Raw genomic sequence first — 21,778 nt, 5'->3', positions numbered from 1 at the left:
TCTCGTGCAGCCCGGGCGCATCTCCCCCGGCGAGGGAGACCAACCCCGAGAGACAGCACCCTACGGGTCAACGCCGACATCGTGCCGACCATTTCACGGTCGCGTCGATCGAGTTCACACGATCCGAACCGGACCGTGACCGCACCGAGACCTCCGGCCCCTCCCCGGGCGCCGTCGGCCCGCGCACGTCACTCCTCGGGGGCCTGCCCGACCTCGCGGCGCACCTTGCGGATCTTCTTGTCCGATACGGGACGCTCCCCGAGCTCCTCCTCGGACCAGGTCTCCTCGCCCGCCGGGCGCGACCCCTTGGCCGGGCGGCGCTTGCGCTCGGGCGGCGTGACGCCGTCGGCCAGGCGCCGGGCGCTCACGAGGAAGCCGGTGTGACCGATCATGCGGTGCTGCGGGCGCACGGCGAGCCCCTCGAGGTGCCAGCCGCGCACCATCGACTCCCAGGCGGTCGGCTCGGCGAAGCGGCCGTCGGCGCGCAGGTCCTCGGCGGTGCGGGACAGCTGGGTGGCCGTGGCGACGTAGCACACCACGACACCGCCGGGCGCGAGCGCCCGGGCTATGGCGTCGACGTTCTCCCACGGGGCGAGCATGTCGAGCACGACCCGGTCCACCGTGCCCGGCTCGACGACATCGGCCACGCGGTCGGCGAGGTCCCCGGTGTGCAGGTGCCAGGCCGGGTGCGGACCGTCGAAGAACGTCTCCACGTTGCCCCGGGCGATGGCGGCGAAGTCCTCCCGGCGCTCGATCGAGTGCAGCTCGCCGGCGTCGCCGACGGCGCGCAGCAGCGACATGGTCAGGGCCCCGGACCCGACGCCCGCCTCGACGACGCGCGCCCCGGGGAAGATGTCCGCCATCTGCACGATCTGGCCGGCGTCCTTGGGGTAGACGACGGCGGCGCCCCGCGGCATCGAGAGCACGTAGTCGCTGAGCAGGGGACGCAGCACCAGGTACTCGATCCCCGCGGTGTTGGTGACCACCCAGCCCTCCGGCCGTCCGATGATCTCGGAGTGGCGGAAGTACCCCTTGTGGGTGTGGAACGTCGCGTCCTCGGCGAGCGTGATCGTGTGCATCCGACCCTTGGGGTCGGTGAGCTGGACCTTGTCGCCGACGCGCAACGGCCCACGGCGGGCATCGGCACCCGTGGCGGAGGAGGAAGTCACGACGGACGAGTCTACCGGCGCCGCCCGGAGGTCCCCGAGGGCCGCACCGCCGCGGCCACGCGGGCGACGTCGAGCACGCCGGTCACGCGCCCGTCGCTGAGCACGGGCACCACTCGCGCGCCGCCGGACGCGCCGGCCAGGTGCTCCAGCAGCTCGGGGCCGGACTCGTCGGCACGGACCGCGGACCCCGGCGGGAACGGCACCAGCGCGGCCTCGACCGGGGTCGCGGCGGCCTGCTCGGCCGGGATCCGCGCCACCGCGGCGGGATCCACCCAGCCCAGCGGGTCGCCGTCGGGACCGACCACGACGACGGCGACCTCACCGTGGCCGCGCGCCGCGCGTCCGGCGTCGGCCGCGGGGCTGCCCGCCGGGACGACGACGGCGGTGATCGCCAGGGAACGGACGTCGAGGCGGGACAACGACTCGCGCCGCCGTCCGGCCCGGATCGCCTCGGAGGCTCCTGACCAGAGGAAGGCTCCGATGAGGGCGGCCCACATGACCACGATCAGGTCTGGCTGCCGGCCCTGGGTCAGCGGCCACAGCAGCGCACCGGCGACCACTGCGGCGCCGACCGCGCGGCCGACCCACCCGGCGGCGACGGTGCCCGTGGTCCGCGAGCCGGTGGCGGCCCAGACGACCGACTCCAGCACCTGGCCGCCGTCGAGCGGGAGCCCGGGCAGCAAGTTGAAGGCACCGACGAACGCGTTGGAGAACGCGCCGGCGTAGAGCAGCAGGGCCGGGACGGAGGCCACCGTCTGGGCCTGGAACGCGATCCAGAACGCCGCGGCGAGCGCCAGGTTGGTCAGCGGGCCGACCACGGCGACCAGGGCGCTGTCCAGGGGTCGGCGGACGGCACCGGAGTAGGCGGTGTGCCCGCCCCACAGCGTCAGGGCGAGCTCGTCGACGCGGTGCCCGCGCGAGCGGGCCACGAGGGCGTGCGCGACCTCGTGGCAGAACACCGAGGCGAACAGCAGCAGCACGAACGCGAACGACACCACCACGACGCCCACCAGGTCCATCTGCGGGGCGAAGGCCCTCACGGTCGGCGCGAACAGCACGGTCAGGACGACGGCGGCGAGGAACCATGAGGGGGTCACCAGCACGGGCGCCCCGGCGACGCGTCCGATGGTCCAGCCGGAGGAGCGTTGGGTCACGCGCCCAGGCTATCCCGCGCCGCCACGCCGCCCATGCTGTCCCTCGACGCCCCGGGGTCACCGGGTGCGCGCCGGGTGGGCCGGGACCGGCGGGCCGTGGCGTCCGTGTCGGCGCCGGTGCGTAGGGTGGCGCCATGACGACGACGGCGGACCTGACCACGGGCTCTCCCGACCCCGCGGGGCCGGCCGTCCCCCGCCGCCCGGCGCTGTCGCCGTCGCGCGCGAACGACTTCCTGCAGTGCCCGCTGCTGTTCCGCTTCCGCACGGTGGACCGGCTGCCGGAGCCGCCGTCGTCGGCCGCCGCCCGCGGCACGCTGGTGCACGCGGTGCTGGAGCGGCTCTACGACGCCCCGCTCGGCGAGCGCACCCCGGAGGCCGCCCGCGCCCTGCTGCCGGGCGAGTGGGACCGCCTGGTGGAGGTGGAGCCGCGGTACGCCGAGCTGTTCGCCACCGGCGGCGACGCCGAGGGCACGGCGGTGGCGGACTGGCTCGACGGCGCGGGCAGGCTGCTGGGCACCTACTTCTCGCTGGAGGACCCGAACCGCCTGCAGCCGGAGGCGCGCGAGCTGCGCGTGGAGAGCCAGCTCGACGACGGCCCGCTGCTGCGCGGCATCGTCGACCGGCTCGACGTGGCCCCCGACGGCGCGGTGCGGGTCGTGGACTACAAGACGGGGCGGTCGCCGCGGCCCGGGTTCGAGGCCTCCGCGCTGTTCCAGATGCGCTTCTACGGGCTCGTGGTGTGGCGCGAGCGCGGCGTGCTGCCCGCGATGCTGCAGCTCGTGTACCTGGGTGACGGGCAGGTGCTGCGGGCCGCGCCGCGGGAGCGCGAGCTCGAGGTCACCGAGACCAAGGTGCGGGGCATCTGGGACGCCGTGGAGACGGCGGCGCGGCGTGGTGAGTTCGTCCCGAAGCGTTCGAAGCTGTGCGGGTGGTGCGCACACCAGGCGGTGTGCCCGGAATTCGGGGGCACCCCGCCGACGGTGTCCGCGGAGGACCTGCGCGTCCGGCTGGGCGTGCAGGTCTGAGTCCGCCTCGTGCGGTTCAGGCCACCGGGTCGAGCACCTCGCCGGCGGCGATGCGCCGCAGCGCGTCCAGGTCGACGTGCTCGAGGGAGCCCGCGCGGCTGAGGCCGTCGCGCGGCGGGACCGGCAGCACGGCCTCGACCCCGAGGGTGCGCGCCCCGGCGGCCAGCGCCGAGGAGATCCCGGCCGGCGAGTCCTCGATCGCGACGCAGTCCGCGATCTCGACGTCCAGGCGCTCGGCGGCCACGAGGTAGGGCTCCGGGTCCGGCTTGCCCCGGGTGACCTGGTCCCCGGTGACGAGCGTCGCGAAGGCGCCGGGGGCGTGCGCCACGACGGCGTCGGCCAGCACGGAGTAGCTCATCGTGACCAGCGCGCAGGGCACGCCGGCGTCGCCGAGCTCGCCCAGCAGCTCGCGGGCCCCCGGCCGCCAGGGCACCGACTCGGCCACCTGGGCGCGCACCGTGCCCAGCAGCCGCTCCACGATCTCGGGCACGGGCAGGTCCACCCCGGCGTCCTGCAGGATCTTCGCGGACACGGTCAGCGGGTTGCCCACGAGCTGCAGCGCCTGCTCGTGGGACCAGCTGCCCCCGTGGGCGGCGACGAGCTCGTGCTCGGCGCGGATCCAGTACGGCTCGGTGTCGACGAGGGTGCCGTCCATGTCCCACAGGACGGCGGCGGGCAGCGCGGAGGAGGGGCTCGGGTGGGGCACCGGACCATCGTAGGCAGCCGCCGCGGGCGACGACGGGTCGCGGCGCGGGCAGCCCGAGCGGTGCGGGCGGTCCTGTATAGGGTTGCCAGATGAGCACCGAGCAGCCGGTCGGCCGTCACGCCGCACGTCAGACCGTCATGATCGCTGCGTTCGAGGGCTGGAACGACGCCGGCAGCGCGGCGACGGACGCCCTGGAGCACCTGACCGAGGTGTGGGACGCCTCACTGCTGCGCGAGATGGACCCCGAGGACTACCACGACTTTCAGGTCAACCGGCCGATGATCGGCGCCGGACCGGAGGGCCGGCGTCTCATCGCCTGGCCCACGACGACGATCTCCGTCGCCGACCTGCCGGACCGGCGCGTCGTCCTGGTGCACGGCATCGAGCCCTCGTTCCGCTGGAAGGCGTTCTGCCGCGAGCTGCTCGACGTCGCCGAGGAGCTCGACGTGCGCACCGTGGTCACCCTGGGCGCGCTGCTCGCCGACGTGCCCCACACGCGCCCCATCCCGATGTCGGCGACGACCGAGAGCGAGGGCCTGCAGGCCGTGCTCGACGTCGAGCCCAGCACCTACGAGGGCCCGACGGGCATCGTCGGGGTGCTCCAGCACGAGGCGGCGGCCCGGGACTTCCAGTCGGTGTCCCTGTGGGCCGCCGTGCCGCACTACGTCGCGAACCCGCCGTCGCCCAAGGCGACGCTGGCGATCCTGACCCGGATCGAGGAGCTGGTGGCGGCCGCGATCCCTCTGCGCGACCTGCCGGAGGACGCCGAGGCCTGGCAGCAGGGCGTCGACGAGCTGGCGGGCGAGGACGCGGAGATCTCCGAGTACGTCGCCCAGCTCGAGGAGGCAAAGGACACCGCGGAGCTGCCGGAGGCCTCCGGCGAGGCCATCGCCCGCGAGTTCGAACGATTCCTGCGCCGCCGCGACCTCGGCCCCGGCCGCGGAGGTCCCGGCAGTCCCGAGAAGGGCTGACGGCCCGGGGGTCAGAGCCGGACGCCGAGCAGCGCGTCGACGGTGCGCGCGACGACACCGGGTGCACCCTCGACGTCGCCGGAGGTGTCCCGTCCGGGTGCCAGCGCCGTGCGTGCCCACGCGTCCACGGCGTCCAGGGCGCGCGGCGCGTCGAGGTCCTCGGCGAGCGCCGCCCGCACGGTGGCGAGCATCGCCGTCGCGTCCGGGCCGCCGTCGCCGGACACGGCCCGGCGCCACCGCTCGAGCCGGTCGACGCCCGCGGCGAGCACCGCGTCGGTCCACTCCCACTCGCTGCGGTAGTGGTGGGCGAGGACCCCGAGGCGCACGGCCATCGGGTCGACGCCGTCTCGGCGCAGCGCGGAGACGAGCACGAGGTTGCCGCGCGACTTGCTCATCTTGTGCCCCTCGAGCCCGACGAGCCCGGCGTGCGCGTGCACCCGCGGTGCGGACCCGGGCCCGTCGAGCATCCGCCCGTGGGAGACGGACATCTCGTGGTGCGGGAACGCCAGGTCCGCCCCGCCGCCCTGGACGTCGAACGACGCACCGATGCCGTCGCGGGCGATGACGGAGCACTCCACGTGCCAGCCGGGACGGCCGCTGCCGAGGGTGCCGCCGTCCCAGGTGGGCTCGCCGGGGCGCTCGCGGCGCCAGAGCAGCGGGTCCAGCGGGTTCTTCTTGCCGTCGCGGTCCGGGTCGCCGCCACGCTCGGCGAAGAGCTCGGCCATCGTGGCGCCGTCGTACCCGGACACCGTGCCGAAGGCGGGGTCCGCGCTCAGGTCGGCGTACACGTCGCCCAGGTCGGGGTCGACCCCGCCGGCGCCCGGCTCGACGGGCACGCGGTACGCGGTGCCGTCGGCGAGCATCCGCTCGACGGCCGCGACGATCGGCGCCATGTGCTCCACGACCCCGGTCCACGGCTGCGGCGGCACGACGGCGAGCGCGGTCATGTCCTCGCGGAAGAGGGCCACCTGGTCGCGGGCGAGGTCGCGCCAGTCGACGCCGGTGGCGTCGGCGCGCTCGAGCAGCGGGTCGTCGATGTCGGTGACGTTCGAGCAGTGCTCGACGCTCTTGCCGGCGTCGGTCCAGGCGCGGTGCAGCAGGTCGAACGCGATGTAGGTCGCGGCGTGGCCCAGGTGCGTGGCGTCGTACGGGGTGATCCCGCACACGTAGCTGCGCGCCGTGGGCCCCGGGGCGGCCTCGACGAGGGTGCCGGTGGTGGTGTCGTGGATCCGCACGGGTGGACGGTGTCCGTCCGCGGGTGCCGGGAGCTGCGGGATCTGCGGGGTGGGCCAGGAACGCACGGGTTCAGGGTACCGGTGCCGGGAGACGGTTCGGTCAGGCACCCACCCCGGGGTCGGCCTCCAGCACCCCGGTGAGCAGCAGCACGACGACGAGGGCGGCCAGGCCGTAGCGGTAGTAGACGAACGGCTTGTAGGAGTACGTCGAGACGATCTTCAGGAACCCGATCAGCACCACGTAGCCCAGGGCGAACGCCACGAGCGTGGCGATCAGCGTCGCACCCCAGCCCGCCGACCCGGGTGCGGGGTCTCCCCCGGCGGCCTTGGCGAGCTCGTAGAACCCGGAGCCGAGCACCGCGGGGATCGCGAGCAGGAACGAGTAGTCGGCGGCGGCCTTGCGCGTGAACCCCATCGCCAGGCCGGCGGTGATCGTGCCGCCGGACCGCGAGACTCCCGGGATGAGCGCCATCGCCTGCGCGAGCCCGTAGCCGATGGCCCGCTTGGCGGTCATGTCCTCGACCTCCCGGGTGCGCTGCCCGTACCGGTCCGCGAGGTCGAGCAGCACGCCGAAGATCACCAGGGTCGCGACCGTGATCCACAGGTTGCGCAGCGTGGTCTCGATCGCCTCGTCGAAGGCCACGCCCAGCACCACGATCGGCACGGAGCCGAGCGCGATGAACCAGGCCATGCGCGCGTCGATGTCGTGCGCGCCGAACCGGTCGCGCCAGGTGGTGCCGTGATCGCCGCGCAGCGAGGTCCACCAGGCGACGCAGATGTCGCGGATCTTGCGGCGGTAGTAGAGCAGCACCGCGACCTCGGTACCGATCTGGGTCACGGCGGTGAACAACGCACCGGGGTCGGCACCGCCGATCAGCTCGCCGACGATCCGCAGCTGTGCGCTGGAGGACACCGGCAGGAATTCGGTGAAGCCCTGGACCAGGCCGAGGACGATCGCTTCCCACGCACTCACGGGCGGTCACACTACCGGTCCTCGGACCCCGCCGGTGCGTCCGCCCCGGCGCGGCGTGCGCCGCTGTTAGGTTGCGCGCATGGATCGACGGCAGGTGGGCGCCTCCGGGCTGCAGGTGTCGGCGCTCGGGCTGGGCACCATGACGTGGGGTCGCGACACCGACGCGGTCGACGCCGGGGAGTGCCTGCGCACGTTCGTCGAGGCCGGGGGCACGCTCGTCGACACCGCCGCCGCGTACGCCGACGGCGACGCCGAGCGCATCCTCGGGGCGCTGCTGTCCGACGAGGTCGCCCGCGACGACGTCGTGCTGTGCACCAAGGCCGGCGTGCGCCAGGGCCCCGGCGGCACCCGGCGCGACGCCTCCCGGGGCGGGCTGCTGGCCGAGCTGGACGCCTCGTTGGCGAGACTCGGCACCGACCACGTGGACCTGTTCCTGGTGGCGTGCCCGGACCCGGTGACCCCGCTGGAGGAGACCGTGTCGGCGCTCCGGCTCGCGGTGACCTCCGGGCGCACCCGCTACGTGGGCCTGGCCAACTACCCGGCCTGGTCCGCCGCCCGCGCGGCGACGCTGCTGGAGGCCGCGGACGGGATCGGGCTGGCGGCCCTGCAGCTGGAGTACTCGCTGCTGGAGCGCGGCGTCGAGCGTGAGGTGGTCCCGGCCGCGCAGTCGCTCGGTCCGGGCCTGCTGGCCTGGTCACCGCTCGGCCGCGGGGTGCTCACCGGCAAGTACCGCCGTGCCGTGCCGGCCGGGTCGCGTGCGGCGTCGGACCACCTGTCCGGGTTCGTGGCGCCGTACCTCGACGACGACGGCGCCACCGCGGTCGTGGAGGCGGTCGCGACGGCCGCCGATGGACTGGGTCGCGCCCCGCTCGACGTCGCCCTCGCCTGGCTTCTGGCCCGCCCGACCCTGGCGTCCGCCGTCGTCGGGGCCCGCACCCCCGCCCAGCTGCGCGGCACGCTCGGCGCCACCGACCTGGAGCTGCCCGCCGAGGTGCACGCGGCGCTCGACGACGTCTCGGCGCCGGCCCTGGGCTACCCCGAGCGCTGGTAGGACCGCGGGTCAGCTCGCGCTGGCCTCCTCGTAGTCGTCGTCCTCGTCCTCGTAGTCGTCGTCCTCGTCGTCGCCGTCGTCCAGGTAGAAGGGCGTCACCTCGGTGTACACCTGGGCGAGCGAGTCCTCGTACACCTCGAAGGCGTCGGCGAGCACCTCGTAGGCGTCGTCGACGGCGGGGTCGTCGTCGCCCCGACGAGCGGCCACGGCGTGGTAGTGGCCCTCGAGTGCGGCGACGAAGCGGTCCAACGCGGCGCGCGGGTCAGCGGTCATGCTCCGACCGTAGCGCCAAGCGAGGCAGAATGGGCACACGAAATCGGTGGGCGAGCCCTCGGGAGGCGGACGGATGGCATCCAGCTGGCGCAAGCACGGGCAGTACGAGTACCGCGTGGTGACGATCGATCGGGGCACGTCAGTGCCGGACGCACGCAGGATGCTCACCGAGGAGGCGGAGTACGGGCGGTGGGAGCTGGCCCGCACCCGTCTCTACCTCGGCGGGGAGCGCCGGGTGTGGCTGCGGCGCAAGATCATCAAGGCGACCTCGACGCTGTCGGTATGACGACGTTCCGCAAGTCCCGGACGGGGGCGCCGGCGGGGTTCTTCGCCACCGAGGCCGCCGGGCTGCGGTGGCTCACCGTCGACGACGGTCCGCGCGTGGCCCGGGTGGTCGACGTCGGCGACGGGCACCTCGACCTCGAACGGCTGGCACCGGCGTCGCCCACCGTGGGCGCCGCACGGACGTTCGGCACGGCGCTGGCGCGGCTGCACGACGCCGGCGCCCCGACTTTCGGGGCCCTGCCGCCCGGCGCCGAGCGCGGGTTCTTCGGCCCGCTCGACGACCCGCTGGACATGCCGTCCGGACACTTCGTCGACTGGCCGTCGTTCCACGCCGACGCGCGGTTGCGTCCGGTGGTGGCGCAGGGGCGTGAGCGCGGGGTGCTCGACGACCGGGACGCCGCCGCCATGGAGGCCGTGTGCGACGCGCTGCCGGACCTCGCCGGCCCCGCCGAGCCGCCCGCCCGCCTGCACGGCGACCTCTGGTCGGGCAACGTGCTGTGGACCCGCTCGCACGACGGCGGCAGCGAGGCGGCGCTCATCGACCCCGCCGCGCACGGCGGGCACCGCGAGACCGACCTGGCGATGCTCGATCTGTTCGGTGCGCCGCACCTGGACGAGATCCTGGCGGCGTACGACGCCGAGCACCCGCTCTCCGACGGCAGGCAGGACCGCGTGGGGCTCCACCAGCTCTACCCGCTGGCCGTGCACGCGGTGCTGTTCGGCGGCGGGTACGTGGACCGCACCCGCCACCTGATGGCACGCCTGGGCGCCTGAACGCGGCCACGGGCCCGGTCAGCAGGTGGCCAGCAGCCGGTCGAGCACCCGGGTGCCGAACTTCAGCGCGTCGACGGGGACCCGCTCGTCGACGCCGTGGAACATGCCCGCGAAGTCGAGGTCGCCGGGCAGCTGCAGCGGCGCGAACCCGTAGCCGGTGATGCCCAGGCGGGCCAGCGACTTGTTGTCGGTGCCGCCCGAGAGCGTGTACGGCAGCACCGCGGCACCGGGATCCTCGGCGTGCAGGGCGTCGACCATCGCGTCCACCAGTCCCCCGCTGAACGGCACCTCCAGGGACCGGTCGGCGTGGATCGTCTCCACCCGCACGCGCGGACCGGCGAGCTCGTGCAGGACGCCGCGCGCCTCGGCGTCGTGCCCCGGCACCGTGCGCATGTCCAGCGCGGCGGTGGCCGTGCCGGGGATGACGTTCGCCTTGTAGCCCGCGTCCAGCTGGGTGGGGTTCGTGGTGTGCCGCACCGTGGCGCCGACGAACTTCGCCGCCGGGCCCAGCGCGGCCACGAGGGCGTCGACCTGCTGCGGGTCCGCGCCGCCGGACGGGTCGAACGGCAGCCCGGTCAGGTCAGCGACGCCCTGCAGCAGCCGCTCGACCGTCGGGGTGAGCGTGTACGGCCAGGCGTGGGTGCCGATCCGCGCGACGGCGGCGGCCAGCTCGGTCACGGCGTTGTCGTGGTTGACCTGCGAACCGTGCCCGGCGCGCCCGTCGGCGACGAGGCGCAGCCACGACAGCCCCTTCTCCGCGGTCTGGACCAGGTAGGCGCGGCGCCCGCCGACGTCGACGGAGAAGCCGCCCACCTCGCTGATCGCCTCGGTGGCGCCCTCGAACAGCTCGGGGTGGTGGTCGACCAGCCAGCGCGCGCCGAGCACGCCGCCGGCCTCCTCGTCGGCGAACATGCCGATCACGACGTCGCGCGCCGGACGGCGGCCCTCGCGGACCATCTGGCGCACCACCGCGAGGATCATGGCGTCCATGTCCTTCATGTCGACGGCGCCCCGTCCCCACAGCAGGCCGTCGATCTCCTCGCCGGCGAACGGGTCCACCGACCAGTCCGCGGCCTCGGCCGGGACGACGTCGGTGTGCCCGTGCAGCACGAGGGCGTCGCGGCTGGGGTCGGTGCCCTCGAACCGGGCCACCACCGAGGTGCGCCCCGGCCGCGACTCGAAGAGCTGCGGCTCCAGACCCACCTCGGCCAGCAGCCCGGCGACGTGCTCGGCGGCCTTGCGCTCCCCCGGACCCTCGCCCTCGCCGTAGTTCGAGGTGTCGATGCGCAGCAGGTCACGGCAGATGCCGACGACCTCGTCCTCGGCGCTCGGGTGCGGGGCAGGGTTCGTCGGGTTCACGAGGACACCGTACCCAGGCCCCGACGCGCCAGGAGCGGACCGATCTCGGCGTCCCGTCCCCGCAGGTCGCGGAACGAGGCCAGCGGGTCCTGCGACCCGCCCCGGGCCAGCAGCCGACGGCGGAACTCCTCGCCGTTCTCCCGCGTCAGGCCGCCGCGCTCGCGGTACCAGCGCACGGTGTCGGCGTCGAGGACCTCGGACCAGATGTAGCTGTAGTAGGCGGCGGCGTAGCCCGATCCCCACACGTGGTTGAAGTAGGTGGAGCGGTAGCGCGGCGGGACCGGCACGTCGTCGAGGCCGGCGGCCGCGAGCGCCGCGGCCTCGAACGTCGCGACGTCCTCGACGTCGGTGGGCACCTCGTGCGGGGCGAGACGGTGCCAGGCCTGGTCGAGCAGGGCGGCGCCGAGATACTCGGTGGTGGCGAAACCCTCGCCGTCCTGACGTTCGGCGGTGAGGTGGTCGATCCATTCGGGCGGGAGCGGTTCGCCGGTGACGTGGTGCACGGCGTAGGAGCGCAGGATCTGCGGGTCCCACGCCCACATCTCGTTGACCTGGGAGGGGAACTCGACGAAGTCGCGCGGCACGCTGGTGCCGGACTGGGAGGGGTAGCGCACGTCGCTGAGCAGCCCGTGCAGGGCGTGGCCGAACTCGTGGAAGAGGGTGCGCACCTGGTCGCGGCCGAGGAGGGTGGGTCGCCCCGGTGCGGGCTTGACGATGTTGAGGTTGTTGACCACCACGGGGCGTTCGCCGAGCAGGCGGTTCTGGTCGACGAGGGTGTTCATCCAGGCACCGCCGCGCTTAACGGGGCGCGTGTACCAGTCGGCGACGAAGAGGCCGAGGCCGTGGTCGGGCCGGCCGGGCTCGGGGGCGTCGAAGACCTCGAAGATCCGGGTGTCGGGGTGGTAGCCCGTCAGGTCGTGCCGTTCGACGAACGACAGCCCGTACAGCCGGTGGGCGGCCTCGAGGACACCGTGCTGCACGACGCGTTCGAGCTCCAGGTAGGGGCGCAGCGCGGCGTCGTCGGGCGCGTGCTCGTCGCCGCGGACCCGTCCGGCGAGGTAGGCCCAGTCGGCGGCGCACAGCTCGGCCCCGGGGTCGGTGCGGTGCAGCACCTCGCGGAGCGCGGCTCCTTCGGTGCGGGCGTTGGCGACGGCGGCCGGGGCGAGGCGACCGAGCATTCCGGCGACGGCCTCGGCCGAGCCCGCGGTGGCGTCCTCGGCGACGTAGGCGGCGTGGTGCGGGTAGCCGAGCAGCCGGGCGCGCTCGGCGCGCAGCCGGGCGATCTCGAGGAGCACGCCGCGCGTGTCGTGGTCGTCGCCGTGGCTGCCGCGCGTCTCGCTCGCCTGCTGGACGCGCCGGCGCGTCGCCCGGTGGTCCAGCGAGCCGACGACATCCTGGCGGGTGGGCAGCTGCAGTCCGACGAGCCAGGCGCCCTCGTGCCCTGCCTCGGTGGCGGCCTGCGCGGCGCCCGCGAGCTCGTCGTCGGTCAGCCCGGCCAGCTCGTCGGGGTCGGTGGCGAGGACGGCCGAGGCCTTCTCCCCCGCGAGCAGGCGGCGGGAGAACGCCGCCGACAGCTCGGTCAGGCGGGCGTTGAGGTCGCGCAGCGCCTCCTGGTCGGACGTCGACAGGTCGATCCCGGCGCGACGGAAGTCCTTGAGCCAGGTGCGCAGCAGCCACGCCTGGTCCGGCTCGAGCGTCACCTCGCCGGCCTCGGCGCGGTCGCGCAGCCCGACGAGGCGCGCGCGCAGCCGCGCGTCCTGGTAGATCGCGTCACGGTGGGCGGCGAGGTCGGCGGCGAGCCGTTCGTGCAGGTCCTCCAGCGCGTCGTTCGCGTCGGCGGAGAGCTGGTTGAAGAACGGCAGCGCGGCGCGGCGCAGCAGCCGGCCCGAGCGCTCGAGCGCGTCGAGGGTGTTCGCCACCGTGGGCGGGTCCGTCTCGCCCGCGATCGCGTCGAGCTCGGCGCGCTGCTCGGCGAGCCCCGCCCGCAGCGCGGGCTCGTAGTGCTCGACGCGGACGGCGTCGTAGTCGGGCAGGCCGTACGGCAGGTCGGACGGGCGGGCGAACGGGTTGTCCGGAGCAAGCGTCATGGGGACCATCCAACAGCACGGCACCCGCCCGGTCGATCACCGCTCGTGCAGCACGCCGCGGCCGTCCAGCTCCAGGTGCCGGTCCACGCCCAGCCGTTCCAGGAACGCCTCGTCGTGGCTCACCACCAGCAGCGCGCCCCGGAACGAGCGCAGCGCCTCGACGAGGCGGTCCGCGCTGGCCAGGTCCAGGTTGTTCGTCGGCTCGTCCAGCATCAGCACCTGCGGCGGCGGGTCCGCCAGCAGCAGCCGGGCCAGGTGGACCCGGAACCGCTCCCCGCCCGAGAGCGTCGCCACCGGGCGGTCCACCTGGTCGCCCCGCACCAGGAACCGGGCGAGCCGGTTCCGCAGCGCCCCGGGCGTCACGTCCGGTGCCGCGGCGCGCACGGCGTCGAGCACCGCCACCTCGTCGTCCAGGCCGTCCAGCCGCTGCGGCAGGTAGCCGACCCGTTCGGTGCACAGCTCGCCCGCCGACGACGGGCCCGCGAGCAGCCGTTCCAGCAGCGTCGTCTTGCCGACGCCGTTGGGGCCGACGAGGGCCACCCGCTCCGGACCCGCGACGACGACGTCCCGGCCGTCCGCGGACGTCAGCACCGCGACGCGCCGCGAGGCGGGGACGTCGGGGTCGGGAAGGTCGATCACGATCCGGTCGTCGTCCCGCACGGCCCGCTGCGCGGACTCGACGGCGGCCCGGGCGGCGTTCTCGGCAGCGGCCGCGGCCCCGCGCCGCGCCCCCTGGGACTTCTCCGCGGAGTTGCGCCGGTCGTGGATCGCCGCCGGGACGTACCTGCGGTTCACGGCGTCCTTGCGGCCCTGCCGCTGCGAGTGCGCCACGCGCTCGGCGAGGTCGATCCGTTCGCGCCGTTCGCGCCGCCACGTCTGCTCGGCGTCACGCACCGCACGCGCGGCAGCCTCTCGCTCGACGGCGAGGTGCGCCTCGTAGGCGCTGAACGGACCGCCGAACGTCGCCAGCGACCCGGTGCGCAGCTCCGCGGTGTGCTCCGTCAGCTCCAGGAGCGTGCGGTCGTGGGAGACGACGACCAGCGCACCCGACCAGGTGCGCACCGCCTCGGCGAGGCGCTCGCGGGAGGCGCCGTCGAGGTTGTTCGTCGGCTCGTCCAGCAGCGTGACGTCCGGCGCAAGCAGCCGCAGGCCGGTCAGCGCCGTCAGGACGGCCTCGCCACCCGACAGCGTGCCGACGCGACGGTCCAGGATCCCGTCGCCGCAGGGCAGCCCGGCGCTCGCGAGCGCGGCGACCGAGCGTTCCTCGAGATCCCACCCGTCGACGCCGACGACGTCGAAGAGCTCGGGGCGGACGTCGCCGTCAGCGATGGCGCGCACCGCGTCGACGACGTCGCGCACGTCGAGGAGGTCGGCGACGGTCGCGGACGTGTCCAGGGCGAGCCGCTGGGGAAGGTAGCCGACGGTGCCGACGACGGCGACGCTCCCCGACGCGGGTGTCAGCTCGCCGGCGACGAGCCGCAGCAGCGTGGACTTGCCGGTGCCGTTGTCCCCGACCAAGCCGGTGCGCCAGGTCGGGAAGACGCCGGAGACGCCGGCGATCGGGGTGGCGCCGTCGGGCCAGGAGAAGGTGAGGTCCTGCAGCACGACGGCGGGACGGGCGGTGGTGATGGCGGGCATGAGTGCTCCCGGGGACGCGTCGGTCGTGCGCCGACGGCGGCCGTCCACCGGGTGCAGCACCGGTCCGGGTGCGGGTGGGCAGGCGTCAGCGCGGGGTCGTCGGACCGTGCGCCGTGTCGGTCACCTGCTCGCCTTCCGTCCGTCCCCTCTCACACGCGGCCTGCCCGCGGGGACTCACCAGTAGGCTGGCACGGGGCTCAGGTGGGCCGCAACGGATATGAGGCACGTCACGTCCGCACCCGCAGCCACTGCTCGAACGCCTCGCGGCTGGTGTACCGCGGGGTGTAGCCGAGCTCGGTGCGCAGGCGAGTGTTGTCGAGGACCGGCCGGTAACGCAGGAACCCGACCCGTTCGGGCCCGTGCACGGTCAGCCGCAGCGCGCGGCCGACCCGCAGCGCCGCGGCAAGCACCCCGGCGGGCAGGTCGAGCGTCTTCTTGCCGAGCCGGTCGCCGATGTCGGCGACGGTCATGCGCCCGTCCCCGCAGACGTTGAACGCACCCGTGGCGGTCCCGGTGGCGCCGGCGACGATCGCGCCGGTGACGTCGTCGACCCACGCGAACACGAACGGGCTGTCCGCGCCGCGCACGCGGACCAGCCGCGGCGCGTCCCACAGCGCGGTGATCTGGTTGGCCACGCCGGGCCCCAGGATGGTGCCGATCCGCAGGATCACCTGCTCCAGGTCGGGTCGGTCGCGGCGGTAGTCCGCGAGCATCTCCTCCACGAGCCGCTTGTGCCGCGAGTAGGTGAACTCCTCGTTGCCGCGGACCGGGTCGGTCTCGCGCAGCGGCACCGGGTTGTCGGCGTGGTAGCCGTAGGCCGCGCCGGAGGAGGAGATCACCACCCGCCGCACTCCCCCGGCGACGCACGCCTCGAGCACGTTGCGGGTCCCGTCGACGTCGACCCGGCGCTCCGTGTCCTCGTCGAGGGTGCCGGGGTTCACGATGGCCGCGAGGTGCACCACGGTGTCGATCCGGTGGGCGGCGACGACCTCGCGCACGCCCACCGCGTCCGTGACGTCGAGCGTGACGGCGGTGACGTCGTCGGGCGGCGTGGTGGGCGGGCGCAGGTCGCCCGCGACGACGTGCGCGACGTCGTCGCGGGCCGCGAGCGCCGCGACGGTGTGCGACCCGAGGAACCCGGAGCCGCCGGTGACGAGGACCCGTCTCATGCCGTGACCTCCGCGGTCTGACGGGCGCGGGTGCGTCGCGCCCAGACGGTCGCCAGGGCCAGCCCGGCGATGATGTCCCACACGCCCCACCAGCCGGCGACGACGGCCATGCCGCCGATGCCGCCGAAGAACGTCATGACGAGACCGAGGCCGAGGGCGGCGTTGCGGATGCCGACCTCGAAGGTCACGGCCTTGACCTCGCGCGTCCCGAGTCGTCCGGCGCGGCCGGCGGCGTACCCGAGCGCGAGCGCCACGGCGTCGTGCAGGAACACCGCGACGAGCACGACGCCCACCCAGGCGACGAAGACGGAGAAGTTGCCGGCCAGCGCGGCCACGACGAACCCGACGAGCGCGAGGATGCTGATGACGTGGACGGGGCGGTGGACGCGTGCGGCGACGGCGGGCCAGCGGGTGCGCACCAGCAGCCCGGCGGCGAAGGGCACGCCGATGATGAGCACGATGTCGAGCATCATCTCGAGCGGGTCGAGGCTGACCTCGGCGAGGATGTCGCGACCGGTGGGGTGCAGGCTGCCCCACAGGGCGATGTTCAGCGGCATCGCCACCAGGTAGAGGGCGTTGCCGACGGCGGTCAGCGACACCGACAGCGCCACGTTGCCGCCGGACCGGTAGGTGAGGATCTGCGAGACGTTCCCGGGCGGGCAGCAGGCCACGAGGATCATGCCGAGGGCGATCGAGGCCTGCACGTCCAGGACCAGGGCGAGGGCGAAGGTGACGGCGGGCAGCAGCACCACCTGGGCCAGCAGGGCGAGCACGGCGGCGCGCGGCGCTCGGCGCAGCACGCGGAAGTCGGCAGGCGAGGTGTCCAGCGCGATGCCGAGCATGATGAGGGCGAGCACGATGTTGAGCGCCACCATCGAGCCCGGGGAGAAGTTGACCACGACGTCATCGATGTTCATCGCGTGCCCCCGGTGGCTGCGGGTGCGGCGAGCTCGTCGGCGTACCGGCGCACGGTGCGGCGGTAGGCGTCCTTGTTGACGTAGTAGCTCATGCGTTCCAGCCCCAGGTAGCGGTAGCCGCCGGTGAGGTCGGGCCAGGGCTGCGCGGCACGACGGCGGAACCTCAGGGCGCGCTCGGCGGCGGCGGTGTCGCCGTCGGACCCGGCGGCGTCGGCGGCGAGGTAGCGCGCCACGAGCTCGGCCTGCTCCGCCCGGCCCTGCCAGCCGATGCCGGAGGCCTCCAGCATGCCGACCACGAACAGGCCGTTGAAGGAGGCGGGCACGATGTTGCAGAACAGCTCGGGCGCTCCCCCGGAGCCGGGGCCGTCCCAGGCGAGGTGCTTCGGGTCGACGAACGGGTAGTCGAGGCGGTACCCGGTGGCGAGCAGCACCAGGTCGTACCGCCCGGCGGTGCCGTCCACGAAGTGCACGGTGTCGCCGTCGAAGGAGCGGATGTCGCGGCGCACGCGCAGGTCACCCTGCCCGGCGTGCTGCAGCACCAGCGAGTTGACCACGGGGTGGGACTCGTAGATCTTGTGGTCGGGCGCCGGGAAGCCGAAGCGCTGCGGGTCGCCGTTCAGCAGGGTCAGGACGCGCGAGTCGACGGCCTGCTTGATCCGCGCCGGCAGCGGCCGGCCCTGGTTGAGCGTGTCGGTGGGCCGTCCGAGCAGGTAGCGCGGCACGAACCAGTAGCCGCGCCGCACCGACAGGTCCACGGACGCGGCCCGGTGCACGGCGTCGACGGCGATGTCGCAGCCGGAGTTGCCGCCTCCGACCACCAGCACGCGCATGCCGGCGAACACGTCGGCGCTGCGGTACTCGCTGGAGTGCAGCAGCTCACCGGTGAACTCGCCGTCGAACGTGGGCACGTTCGGTTCCGCCAGGGTGCCGTTGGCGATGACGACGTGGTCGACGCGCTCGGTGCCGGTCGCACCGTCGGGTCCGGTCGAGCGCACCTCCCAGCCGTCGCGTCCGCCGGGGTCGGCGCCGACGGGTTCGACGGCGGTCACGCGGGTGCCGAACCGGTAGTGCCGGCGCAGGTCGAACGTGTCGGCGTAGGTGCGGAAGTAGCGCAGCAGCTCACGATGGTTCGGGTAGTCCACCCGCGAGTCCATCGGCAGCTCGGTGAACTCGGTCGTGGTGCGCGAGGAGATGAGGTGCGCCGACTCGTAGACCGTGGAGCGCGGGTTGTCGATGTCCCACAGGCCACCCACGTCGTCGTGCGCCTCGTAGCCCACGACCTCCAGGCCGACCCTGTCCAGTGCTCGTGCGGTGGCCAGGCCGGACGGTCCGGCCCCGATCACGGCCACGCGTCGTTGCGGCGTCATCGCTCTCCTGCTCCTGCGTCATCCACCGCACGGTCGCTGTGCGGGCCGCACGAGTGTACGGCCCGCACCAGGAGGCGGCGTCCAGCAGGTTCTCAGACGGCCGGCGCCTCGGCGGGCCACGGCTCGACGGGCTCGCGGACGTCGTCGGGCAGGACGGCGCCGATCCAGTCGTCCAGCAGGCGGCCCCGCTGCAGGCCGTGCCGGCGCATGGTGCCCTCGAAGCGGAAGCCGAGCTTCCACGCGACCCGGCGAGAGGGCCAGTTGCCCACGAACGCCAGCCACTGCAGGCGCTGCAGGCCCAGACCGTCGGGGTCGAGCGCCCAGTCCACGACCAGGCGGCCCGCGGCCGTGGTCAGGCCCCGGCCGCGGGCGTCCGGCGCGGTCCAGTACCCGATCTCCCCGGACAGCGGGCTGCCCGGCTCGCCGGCCCGGATCGACACGCCCATCATGCCGAGCACCGGACCGTCGACGGTGCCCGGGGCGCGCACCGCCCACGTGAAGTCCCGTTCCTGCTGCCACCCCTGGACCACGAACTGCGTGATGAAACCCTCGGCGTCGGCGCGGGTGTAGGGCGAGGGCACGGTGGTCCACCGCGCGATGTCGGGGTCGGTGCAGACCTCGGCGACGCGGTCGACGTCGGCGGCGGTCGGGACGGAGAGGGTGACCTCGGGGCTGCGCAGGACGAACGGTTCCATGGCCGGATCCTGCCACCGGCCGCACCGTGGTGTCAGCGGCTTTCCGGCGCGGGCGCCGGCTCGTCGGTGTCGCGTACGTCGGTGCCCTCGTCCTGCGCGCCCCGGTCCGCTGCGCCCCGGTCCGCGGCACCGTGGTCTGCGGCACCGTGGTCCTCGTCGTCGGACGGGTCCGGGCTGTCCGTGGCACCGCGCGGCAGCGGGACGGGTCGGTCGCCGCGCAGGGTGGAGAACACCGTCCAGACCACGGCCACGAGGGGGACGGCGACGACCGCACCGAGGATCCCCGCGAGCACCGTTCCCGAGAACACTGCGATCGCGACCACGACGGGATGCAGGGAGACCTGCTTGCCCATGATGAGCGGTTGCAGCACGTGGCCCTCGAGCTGGCCGATCAGCGCGATGCCCACCGTCACGATCAGCGCGGTGACGAACCCCTCGGCCGCCAGCGCCACCACCGCCGCGATAATCATCGCCAGCGGCGCGCCGATGATGGGGATGAACGCACCGATGAGCACCAGCACGGCGAGCGGCGCCGCCAGCGGGACACCGAGGATGCTCAGCAGGACGAACGCGAGGATCCCGTCGATGAAGGCGATGATGACGGTGCCGCGCGCGAACCCGGAGAACGTGTACCAGCCGGCGCCGGCCGCCTCGCGGAGCCGGTCGCGGTTGCGCTCCGGCAACTGGTGGGTGAACCAGCGCCACATCCGGTCGCCGGAGTTGACGAAGAACACGGTGCAGAAGATGGCCAGCGCGAGCACGATGAACGCCTCGACGACGGAGCCGGCGCGTTCGACGGCCTGCCCGGCGAGACTCTCCGCGTTGTCGGCGAGCCACTGCCCGCCGGTGTCGAGCCACTCGTCGATCTGGTCGCCCGTGACGGACAGCCCGAAAGGCAGGTCGCGCAGGAACGCGAGGATCTGCTGGATGCCGGTGTCGAACTGTCCGGCCAGCTCGGTCCACTGGCCCGCCACGGACGCGACGACGAAGGTCAGCAGCCCGCCGAAGACGATCACGCCGGTGAGCAGCGACAGGACCGTGGCGAGCGCGCGCGGCATGACCCGGTCGTAGACGTCCGCCAGCGGCCGGAACACCGAGGTGAGCACCAGGGCGAGGAACACGGCGACGAAGACGAGCTGGACCTGGGCCGTGGCGTACACGACCAGCGCGACGACGATCACGAGGGCGATCAGGCGCCACGACCAGCCGCCGACGGTACGCAGCCACTGCGGGACGTTCTCGGCCTCGGCCACCGCGGCTCCCTCCGTGTCGGTAGCAGCCAGTGTGCTGCCGCCGGGGTCTCAGTGCACGGAGAACCCGCCGTCGACGTGGATCGACTGCCCGGTGACGTACCCCGACGCGGCGCTCGCGAGGAAGACCGCGGCGCCGGCGAAGTCGTCCGGGACGCTGTTGCGACCCACGAGGGTGCGGTCCGCGAGCGCCCGGACCCGGTCCGGGTCGTCCTGCAGGCGGCGGTTGAGCGGGGTGAGCACGAACCCGGGCACGAGGGTGTTGGCGGTGACGCCGCGCGGTGACCAGGCCTCGGCCTGGGAGCGTGCCAGCGACTCGAGCCCGCCCTTGGACACGCCGTAGACGCCGCTGGTGACGAACGCGCGGTGGGCCTGCTGGGAGCTGACGTGGATCAGGCGTCCGTAGCCGCGTTCGGCCATGCCTGGACCGAAGCGCTGGCCCAGCCAGAACGGCGCCTCGAGGTTGACGGCCATGGTGGCGTCCCAGGTGGCCTCGTCGGTCTCGCCCAGGGGCGGGCGCAGGTTGATCCCTGCGCTGGAGACCACGACGTCGGGTTCGCCGAACGGTTCGACGGCGGCCTCGGCCACCTCGCGCACGCCTGCCCGGCTGGACAGGTCGCCCGGCACGACGGCGACCGTGCCACCGGCCGCCGTGATCTGCGCGGCGGTGTCGTCCAGGGCCTTCTGTCCCCGGGCGACGAGCACGACGGCGGCACCGGCGCGGGCCAGCGCGGTGGCGATCCCCCGGCCGATGCCGGAGCTGCCACCGGTGACGACGGCCGTGCGACCGGCCAGGGAGAAGAGGTCCTCGAGGTAGGTCACGCCCGCAGCGTAGCCGCGAGGAAGTCGCGGGACGCCGCCACGACGTCGGACTTCGCGGCCGGGTCGTCCTGCTCCGGGAGCACGAACCCGTAGTGCCCGGCTCGCGGCCCGCCGACCGTGCCGCCGTCGGCCCCGGGGATCAGTGCGGCGTAGCGTGCGCCGTTCTCGGACGGGGGCGTGATCTCGTCCGCTGCGGTCCACCGCACGGCGACGGGTACGGTCACGGCGGCCAGGCTGCCCTCGGTGAGGAGCGGCCCCAGAGAGGGGCACAGCAGGAAGGCGGCCGTGACGCGCGTGTCGCGCAGGTCCGCCGCCGCCCGTCCCGGCCACGACGCGAGCTCGGAAGCCGACCGGCGCGCACGCAGGGCGGACAGCAGGTGTGGGTACTCCGGCGTCGGCGGCGCCTCGACACGACCGGTGAGCAGCGCCTCGTAGGCCGCGGCGGACACGCGCGCGCCGCACAGCGCCGCCGCCGTGTAGCCGCCGAGCGAGAAGCCGCACACCGCGACCGGCCCACGGGCCTCCACCTGGTCCAGCACGAACGACACGTCCAGGGGCCGGTCCCACCACCGGGCGAACCCCTCGGGGAGGTATCCGTCCACGTGGTTGTTGCCGTGGTGGTCGAGCGCCGCGACGTCGAACCCTGCGGCGCGCAGACCGGCGACCCACCACGACAGTCCCTGGGCGGACCCACCCGTGCCGTGCGAGAGCACCACCAGCGGCGCGTCGGAGTCGTCGGCACGCCACAGGTGCACCCGCACGGGTCTCGCGCCGTCGCCGTCCAGCGCACGGCGGGTCGGGTCGGTGAACAGCGTCGTCTCGGGCAGCGTCTCCAGCGGCACGCCGCCGATCCTGCCA

At 74.3% G+C, this 21,778-nt stretch carries 21 protein-coding genes; 5 read left to right on the top strand and 16 right to left on the bottom strand.

Annotation, left to right across the window (positions count from 1 at the left end; genetic code table 11):
- Positions 1-188: 188 nt before the first annotated feature.
- Positions 189-1,169, bottom strand: coding sequence for a class I SAM-dependent methyltransferase (locus HDG68_RS03485; RefSeq protein WP_172149353.1), 981 nt, complete (start codon positions 1,167-1,169; stop codon positions 189-191).
- Between the two features lie 11 nt (positions 1,170-1,180).
- Entirely contained in the window at positions 1,181-2,323 is a 1,143-nt protein-coding gene (locus HDG68_RS03480; protein WP_172149351.1) for a site-2 protease family protein, read from the bottom strand.
- Between the two features lie 134 nt (positions 2,324-2,457).
- Here HDG68_RS03480 and HDG68_RS03475 point away from each other — a divergent pair, with 134 nt between their 5' ends.
- Positions 2,458-3,348 (top strand): RecB family exonuclease, encoded by an 891-nt coding sequence (locus HDG68_RS03475; protein WP_172149349.1) that lies wholly within the window; start codon positions 2,458-2,460, stop codon positions 3,346-3,348.
- Positions 3,349-3,364: 16 nt separating this feature from the next.
- On the opposite strand, the gene HDG68_RS03470 is transcribed toward HDG68_RS03475, so the two are convergent.
- Positions 3,365-4,054 carry an HAD family hydrolase gene (locus HDG68_RS03470; RefSeq protein WP_343037410.1) on the bottom strand — a complete coding sequence of 230 codons (690 nt, stop codon included), beginning with the start codon at positions 4,052-4,054 and terminating at the stop codon, positions 3,365-3,367.
- 89 nt (positions 4,055-4,143) lie between these two features.
- On the opposite strand from HDG68_RS03470, the gene HDG68_RS03465 reads away from it, so the two are divergent.
- Complete coding sequence (locus HDG68_RS03465) at positions 4,144-5,025, top strand: PAC2 family protein (RefSeq protein ID WP_172149347.1); 882 nt, start codon at positions 4,144-4,146, stop codon at positions 5,023-5,025.
- A gap of 11 nt (positions 5,026-5,036) precedes the next feature.
- Here HDG68_RS03465 and mshC read toward each other — a convergent pair whose 3' ends face one another.
- Together mshC and uppP are read right to left on the bottom strand one after the other, a co-directional pair.
- On the bottom strand, positions 5,037-6,326 hold the full coding sequence (gene mshC / locus HDG68_RS03460; protein WP_172149345.1) for a cysteine--1-D-myo-inosityl 2-amino-2-deoxy-alpha-D-glucopyranoside ligase: 1,290 nt from the start codon (positions 6,324-6,326) through the stop codon (positions 5,037-5,039).
- 34 nt (positions 6,327-6,360) lie between these two features.
- Positions 6,361-7,233, bottom strand: coding sequence for an undecaprenyl-diphosphatase UppP (gene uppP / locus HDG68_RS03455; protein WP_172149343.1), 873 nt, complete (start codon positions 7,231-7,233; stop codon positions 6,361-6,363).
- Positions 7,234-7,312: 79 nt separating this feature from the next.
- On the opposite strand from uppP, the gene HDG68_RS03450 reads away from it, so the two are divergent.
- Entirely contained in the window at positions 7,313-8,284 is a 972-nt protein-coding gene (locus HDG68_RS03450; protein WP_172149341.1) for an aldo/keto reductase, read from the top strand.
- A gap of 9 nt (positions 8,285-8,293) precedes the next feature.
- On the opposite strand, the gene HDG68_RS03445 is transcribed toward HDG68_RS03450, so the two are convergent.
- Positions 8,294-8,557 carry a primosomal protein gene (locus HDG68_RS03445; protein ID WP_172149329.1) on the bottom strand — a complete coding sequence of 88 codons (264 nt, stop codon included), beginning with the start codon at positions 8,555-8,557 and terminating at the stop codon, positions 8,294-8,296.
- A 73-nt stretch (positions 8,558-8,630) separates the two neighbouring features.
- Between HDG68_RS03445 and HDG68_RS03440 the strand changes: the two genes are divergently transcribed.
- Together HDG68_RS03440 and HDG68_RS03435 are read left to right on the top strand one after the other, a co-directional pair.
- Positions 8,631-8,843, top strand: a complete 213-nt coding sequence (locus HDG68_RS03440) for a DUF5703 family protein (protein ID WP_172149327.1) — start codon at positions 8,631-8,633, stop codon at positions 8,841-8,843.
- On the top strand, positions 8,840-9,616 hold the full coding sequence (locus HDG68_RS03435; protein WP_172149325.1) for a fructosamine kinase family protein: 777 nt from the start codon (positions 8,840-8,842) through the stop codon (positions 9,614-9,616). The genes HDG68_RS03440 and HDG68_RS03435 overlap by 4 nt, the downstream gene beginning before the upstream one ends.
- A gap of 18 nt (positions 9,617-9,634) precedes the next feature.
- Here HDG68_RS03435 and HDG68_RS03430 read toward each other — a convergent pair whose 3' ends face one another.
- The 10 genes from HDG68_RS03430 to HDG68_RS03385 all read right to left on the bottom strand — a co-directional run bounded on the left by HDG68_RS03430 (position 9,635) and on the right by HDG68_RS03385 (position 21,762).
- Positions 9,635-10,975: a M20/M25/M40 family metallo-hydrolase gene (locus tag HDG68_RS03430; protein WP_172149323.1), complete on the bottom strand. Its 1,341-nt coding sequence runs from the start codon at positions 10,973-10,975 to the stop codon at positions 9,635-9,637.
- Positions 10,972-13,071: a M3 family metallopeptidase gene (locus HDG68_RS03425; protein WP_172149321.1), complete on the bottom strand. Its 2,100-nt coding sequence runs from the start codon at positions 13,069-13,071 to the stop codon at positions 10,972-10,974. The genes HDG68_RS03430 and HDG68_RS03425 overlap by 4 nt, the downstream gene beginning before the upstream one ends.
- A 27-nt stretch (positions 13,072-13,098) precedes the next feature.
- Positions 13,099-14,700 carry an ABC-F family ATP-binding cassette domain-containing protein gene (locus HDG68_RS03420; protein WP_172149319.1) on the bottom strand — a complete coding sequence of 534 codons (1,602 nt, stop codon included), beginning with the start codon at positions 14,698-14,700 and terminating at the stop codon, positions 13,099-13,101.
- Between the two features lie 227 nt (positions 14,701-14,927).
- Positions 14,928-15,869, bottom strand: coding sequence for an SDR family oxidoreductase (locus tag HDG68_RS03415; RefSeq protein WP_172149317.1), 942 nt, complete (start codon positions 15,867-15,869; stop codon positions 14,928-14,930).
- Positions 15,866-16,786 carry a bile acid:sodium symporter family protein gene (locus tag HDG68_RS03410; protein WP_172149315.1) on the bottom strand — a complete coding sequence of 307 codons (921 nt, stop codon included), beginning with the start codon at positions 16,784-16,786 and terminating at the stop codon, positions 15,866-15,868. Before HDG68_RS03410 ends, HDG68_RS03415 begins: the two co-directional genes overlap by 4 nt.
- Positions 16,783-18,153 carry a flavin-containing monooxygenase gene (locus HDG68_RS03405; RefSeq protein WP_172149313.1) on the bottom strand — a complete coding sequence of 457 codons (1,371 nt, stop codon included), beginning with the start codon at positions 18,151-18,153 and terminating at the stop codon, positions 16,783-16,785. The genes HDG68_RS03410 and HDG68_RS03405 overlap by 4 nt, the downstream gene beginning before the upstream one ends.
- Positions 18,154-18,245: 92 nt before the next feature.
- A complete protein-coding gene (locus tag HDG68_RS03400; protein ID WP_172149311.1) occupies positions 18,246-18,848 on the bottom strand; it encodes a GNAT family N-acetyltransferase in 603 nt (200 codons plus the stop codon).
- A 32-nt stretch (positions 18,849-18,880) separates the two neighbouring features.
- A complete protein-coding gene (locus HDG68_RS03395) occupies positions 18,881-20,101 on the bottom strand; it encodes an AI-2E family transporter (protein WP_172149309.1) in 1,221 nt (406 codons plus the stop codon).
- Positions 20,102-20,149: 48 nt separating this feature from the next.
- A complete protein-coding gene (locus HDG68_RS03390) occupies positions 20,150-20,920 on the bottom strand; it encodes an SDR family oxidoreductase (protein WP_172149307.1) in 771 nt (256 codons plus the stop codon).
- Positions 20,917-21,762 (bottom strand): serine aminopeptidase domain-containing protein, encoded by an 846-nt coding sequence (locus HDG68_RS03385; RefSeq protein WP_172149305.1) that lies wholly within the window; start codon positions 21,760-21,762, stop codon positions 20,917-20,919. Before HDG68_RS03385 ends, HDG68_RS03390 begins: the two co-directional genes overlap by 4 nt.
- Positions 21,763-21,778 lie beyond the last annotated feature (16 nt).

It is taken from the genome of Isoptericola chiayiensis, from assembly GCF_013149805.1.
Lineage (GTDB): Bacteria > Actinomycetota > Actinomycetes > Actinomycetales > Cellulomonadaceae > Isoptericola > Isoptericola chiayiensis.
The sequence above is the reverse complement of the archived record's forward strand: the minus strand, read 5'-3'. Positions and strand labels throughout refer to the sequence as shown.

Excerpts from the sequence above, each read along its gene's own strand:
- HDG68_RS03475 (WP_172149349.1), top strand. The coding sequence starts at position 2,458 with ATGACGACGACGGCGGACCTGACCACGGGCTCTCCCGACCCCGCGGGG.
- HDG68_RS03465 (WP_172149347.1), top strand. The coding sequence starts at position 4,144 with ATGAGCACCGAGCAGCCGGTCGGCCGTCACGCCGCACGTCAGACCGTC.
- HDG68_RS03450 (WP_172149341.1), top strand. The coding sequence starts at position 7,313 with ATGGATCGACGGCAGGTGGGCGCCTCCGGGCTGCAGGTGTCGGCGCTC.
- HDG68_RS03445 (WP_172149329.1), bottom strand. The coding sequence starts at position 8,557 with ATGACCGCTGACCCGCGCGCCGCGTTGGACCGCTTCGTCGCCGCACTC.
- HDG68_RS03440 (WP_172149327.1), top strand. The coding sequence starts at position 8,631 with ATGGCATCCAGCTGGCGCAAGCACGGGCAGTACGAGTACCGCGTGGTG.
- HDG68_RS03435 (WP_172149325.1), top strand. The coding sequence starts at position 8,840 with ATGACGACGTTCCGCAAGTCCCGGACGGGGGCGCCGGCGGGGTTCTTC.
- HDG68_RS03425 (WP_172149321.1), bottom strand. The coding sequence starts at position 13,071 with ATGGTCCCCATGACGCTTGCTCCGGACAACCCGTTCGCCCGCCCGTCC.
- HDG68_RS03420 (WP_172149319.1), bottom strand. The coding sequence starts at position 14,700 with ATGCCCGCCATCACCACCGCCCGTCCCGCCGTCGTGCTGCAGGACCTC.
- HDG68_RS03415 (WP_172149317.1), bottom strand. The coding sequence starts at position 15,869 with ATGAGACGGGTCCTCGTCACCGGCGGCTCCGGGTTCCTCGGGTCGCAC.
- HDG68_RS03410 (WP_172149315.1), bottom strand. The coding sequence starts at position 16,786 with ATGAACATCGATGACGTCGTGGTCAACTTCTCCCCGGGCTCGATGGTG.
- HDG68_RS03405 (WP_172149313.1), bottom strand. The coding sequence starts at position 18,153 with ATGACGCCGCAACGACGCGTGGCCGTGATCGGGGCCGGACCGTCCGGC.
- HDG68_RS03400 (WP_172149311.1), bottom strand. The coding sequence starts at position 18,848 with ATGGAACCGTTCGTCCTGCGCAGCCCCGAGGTCACCCTCTCCGTCCCG.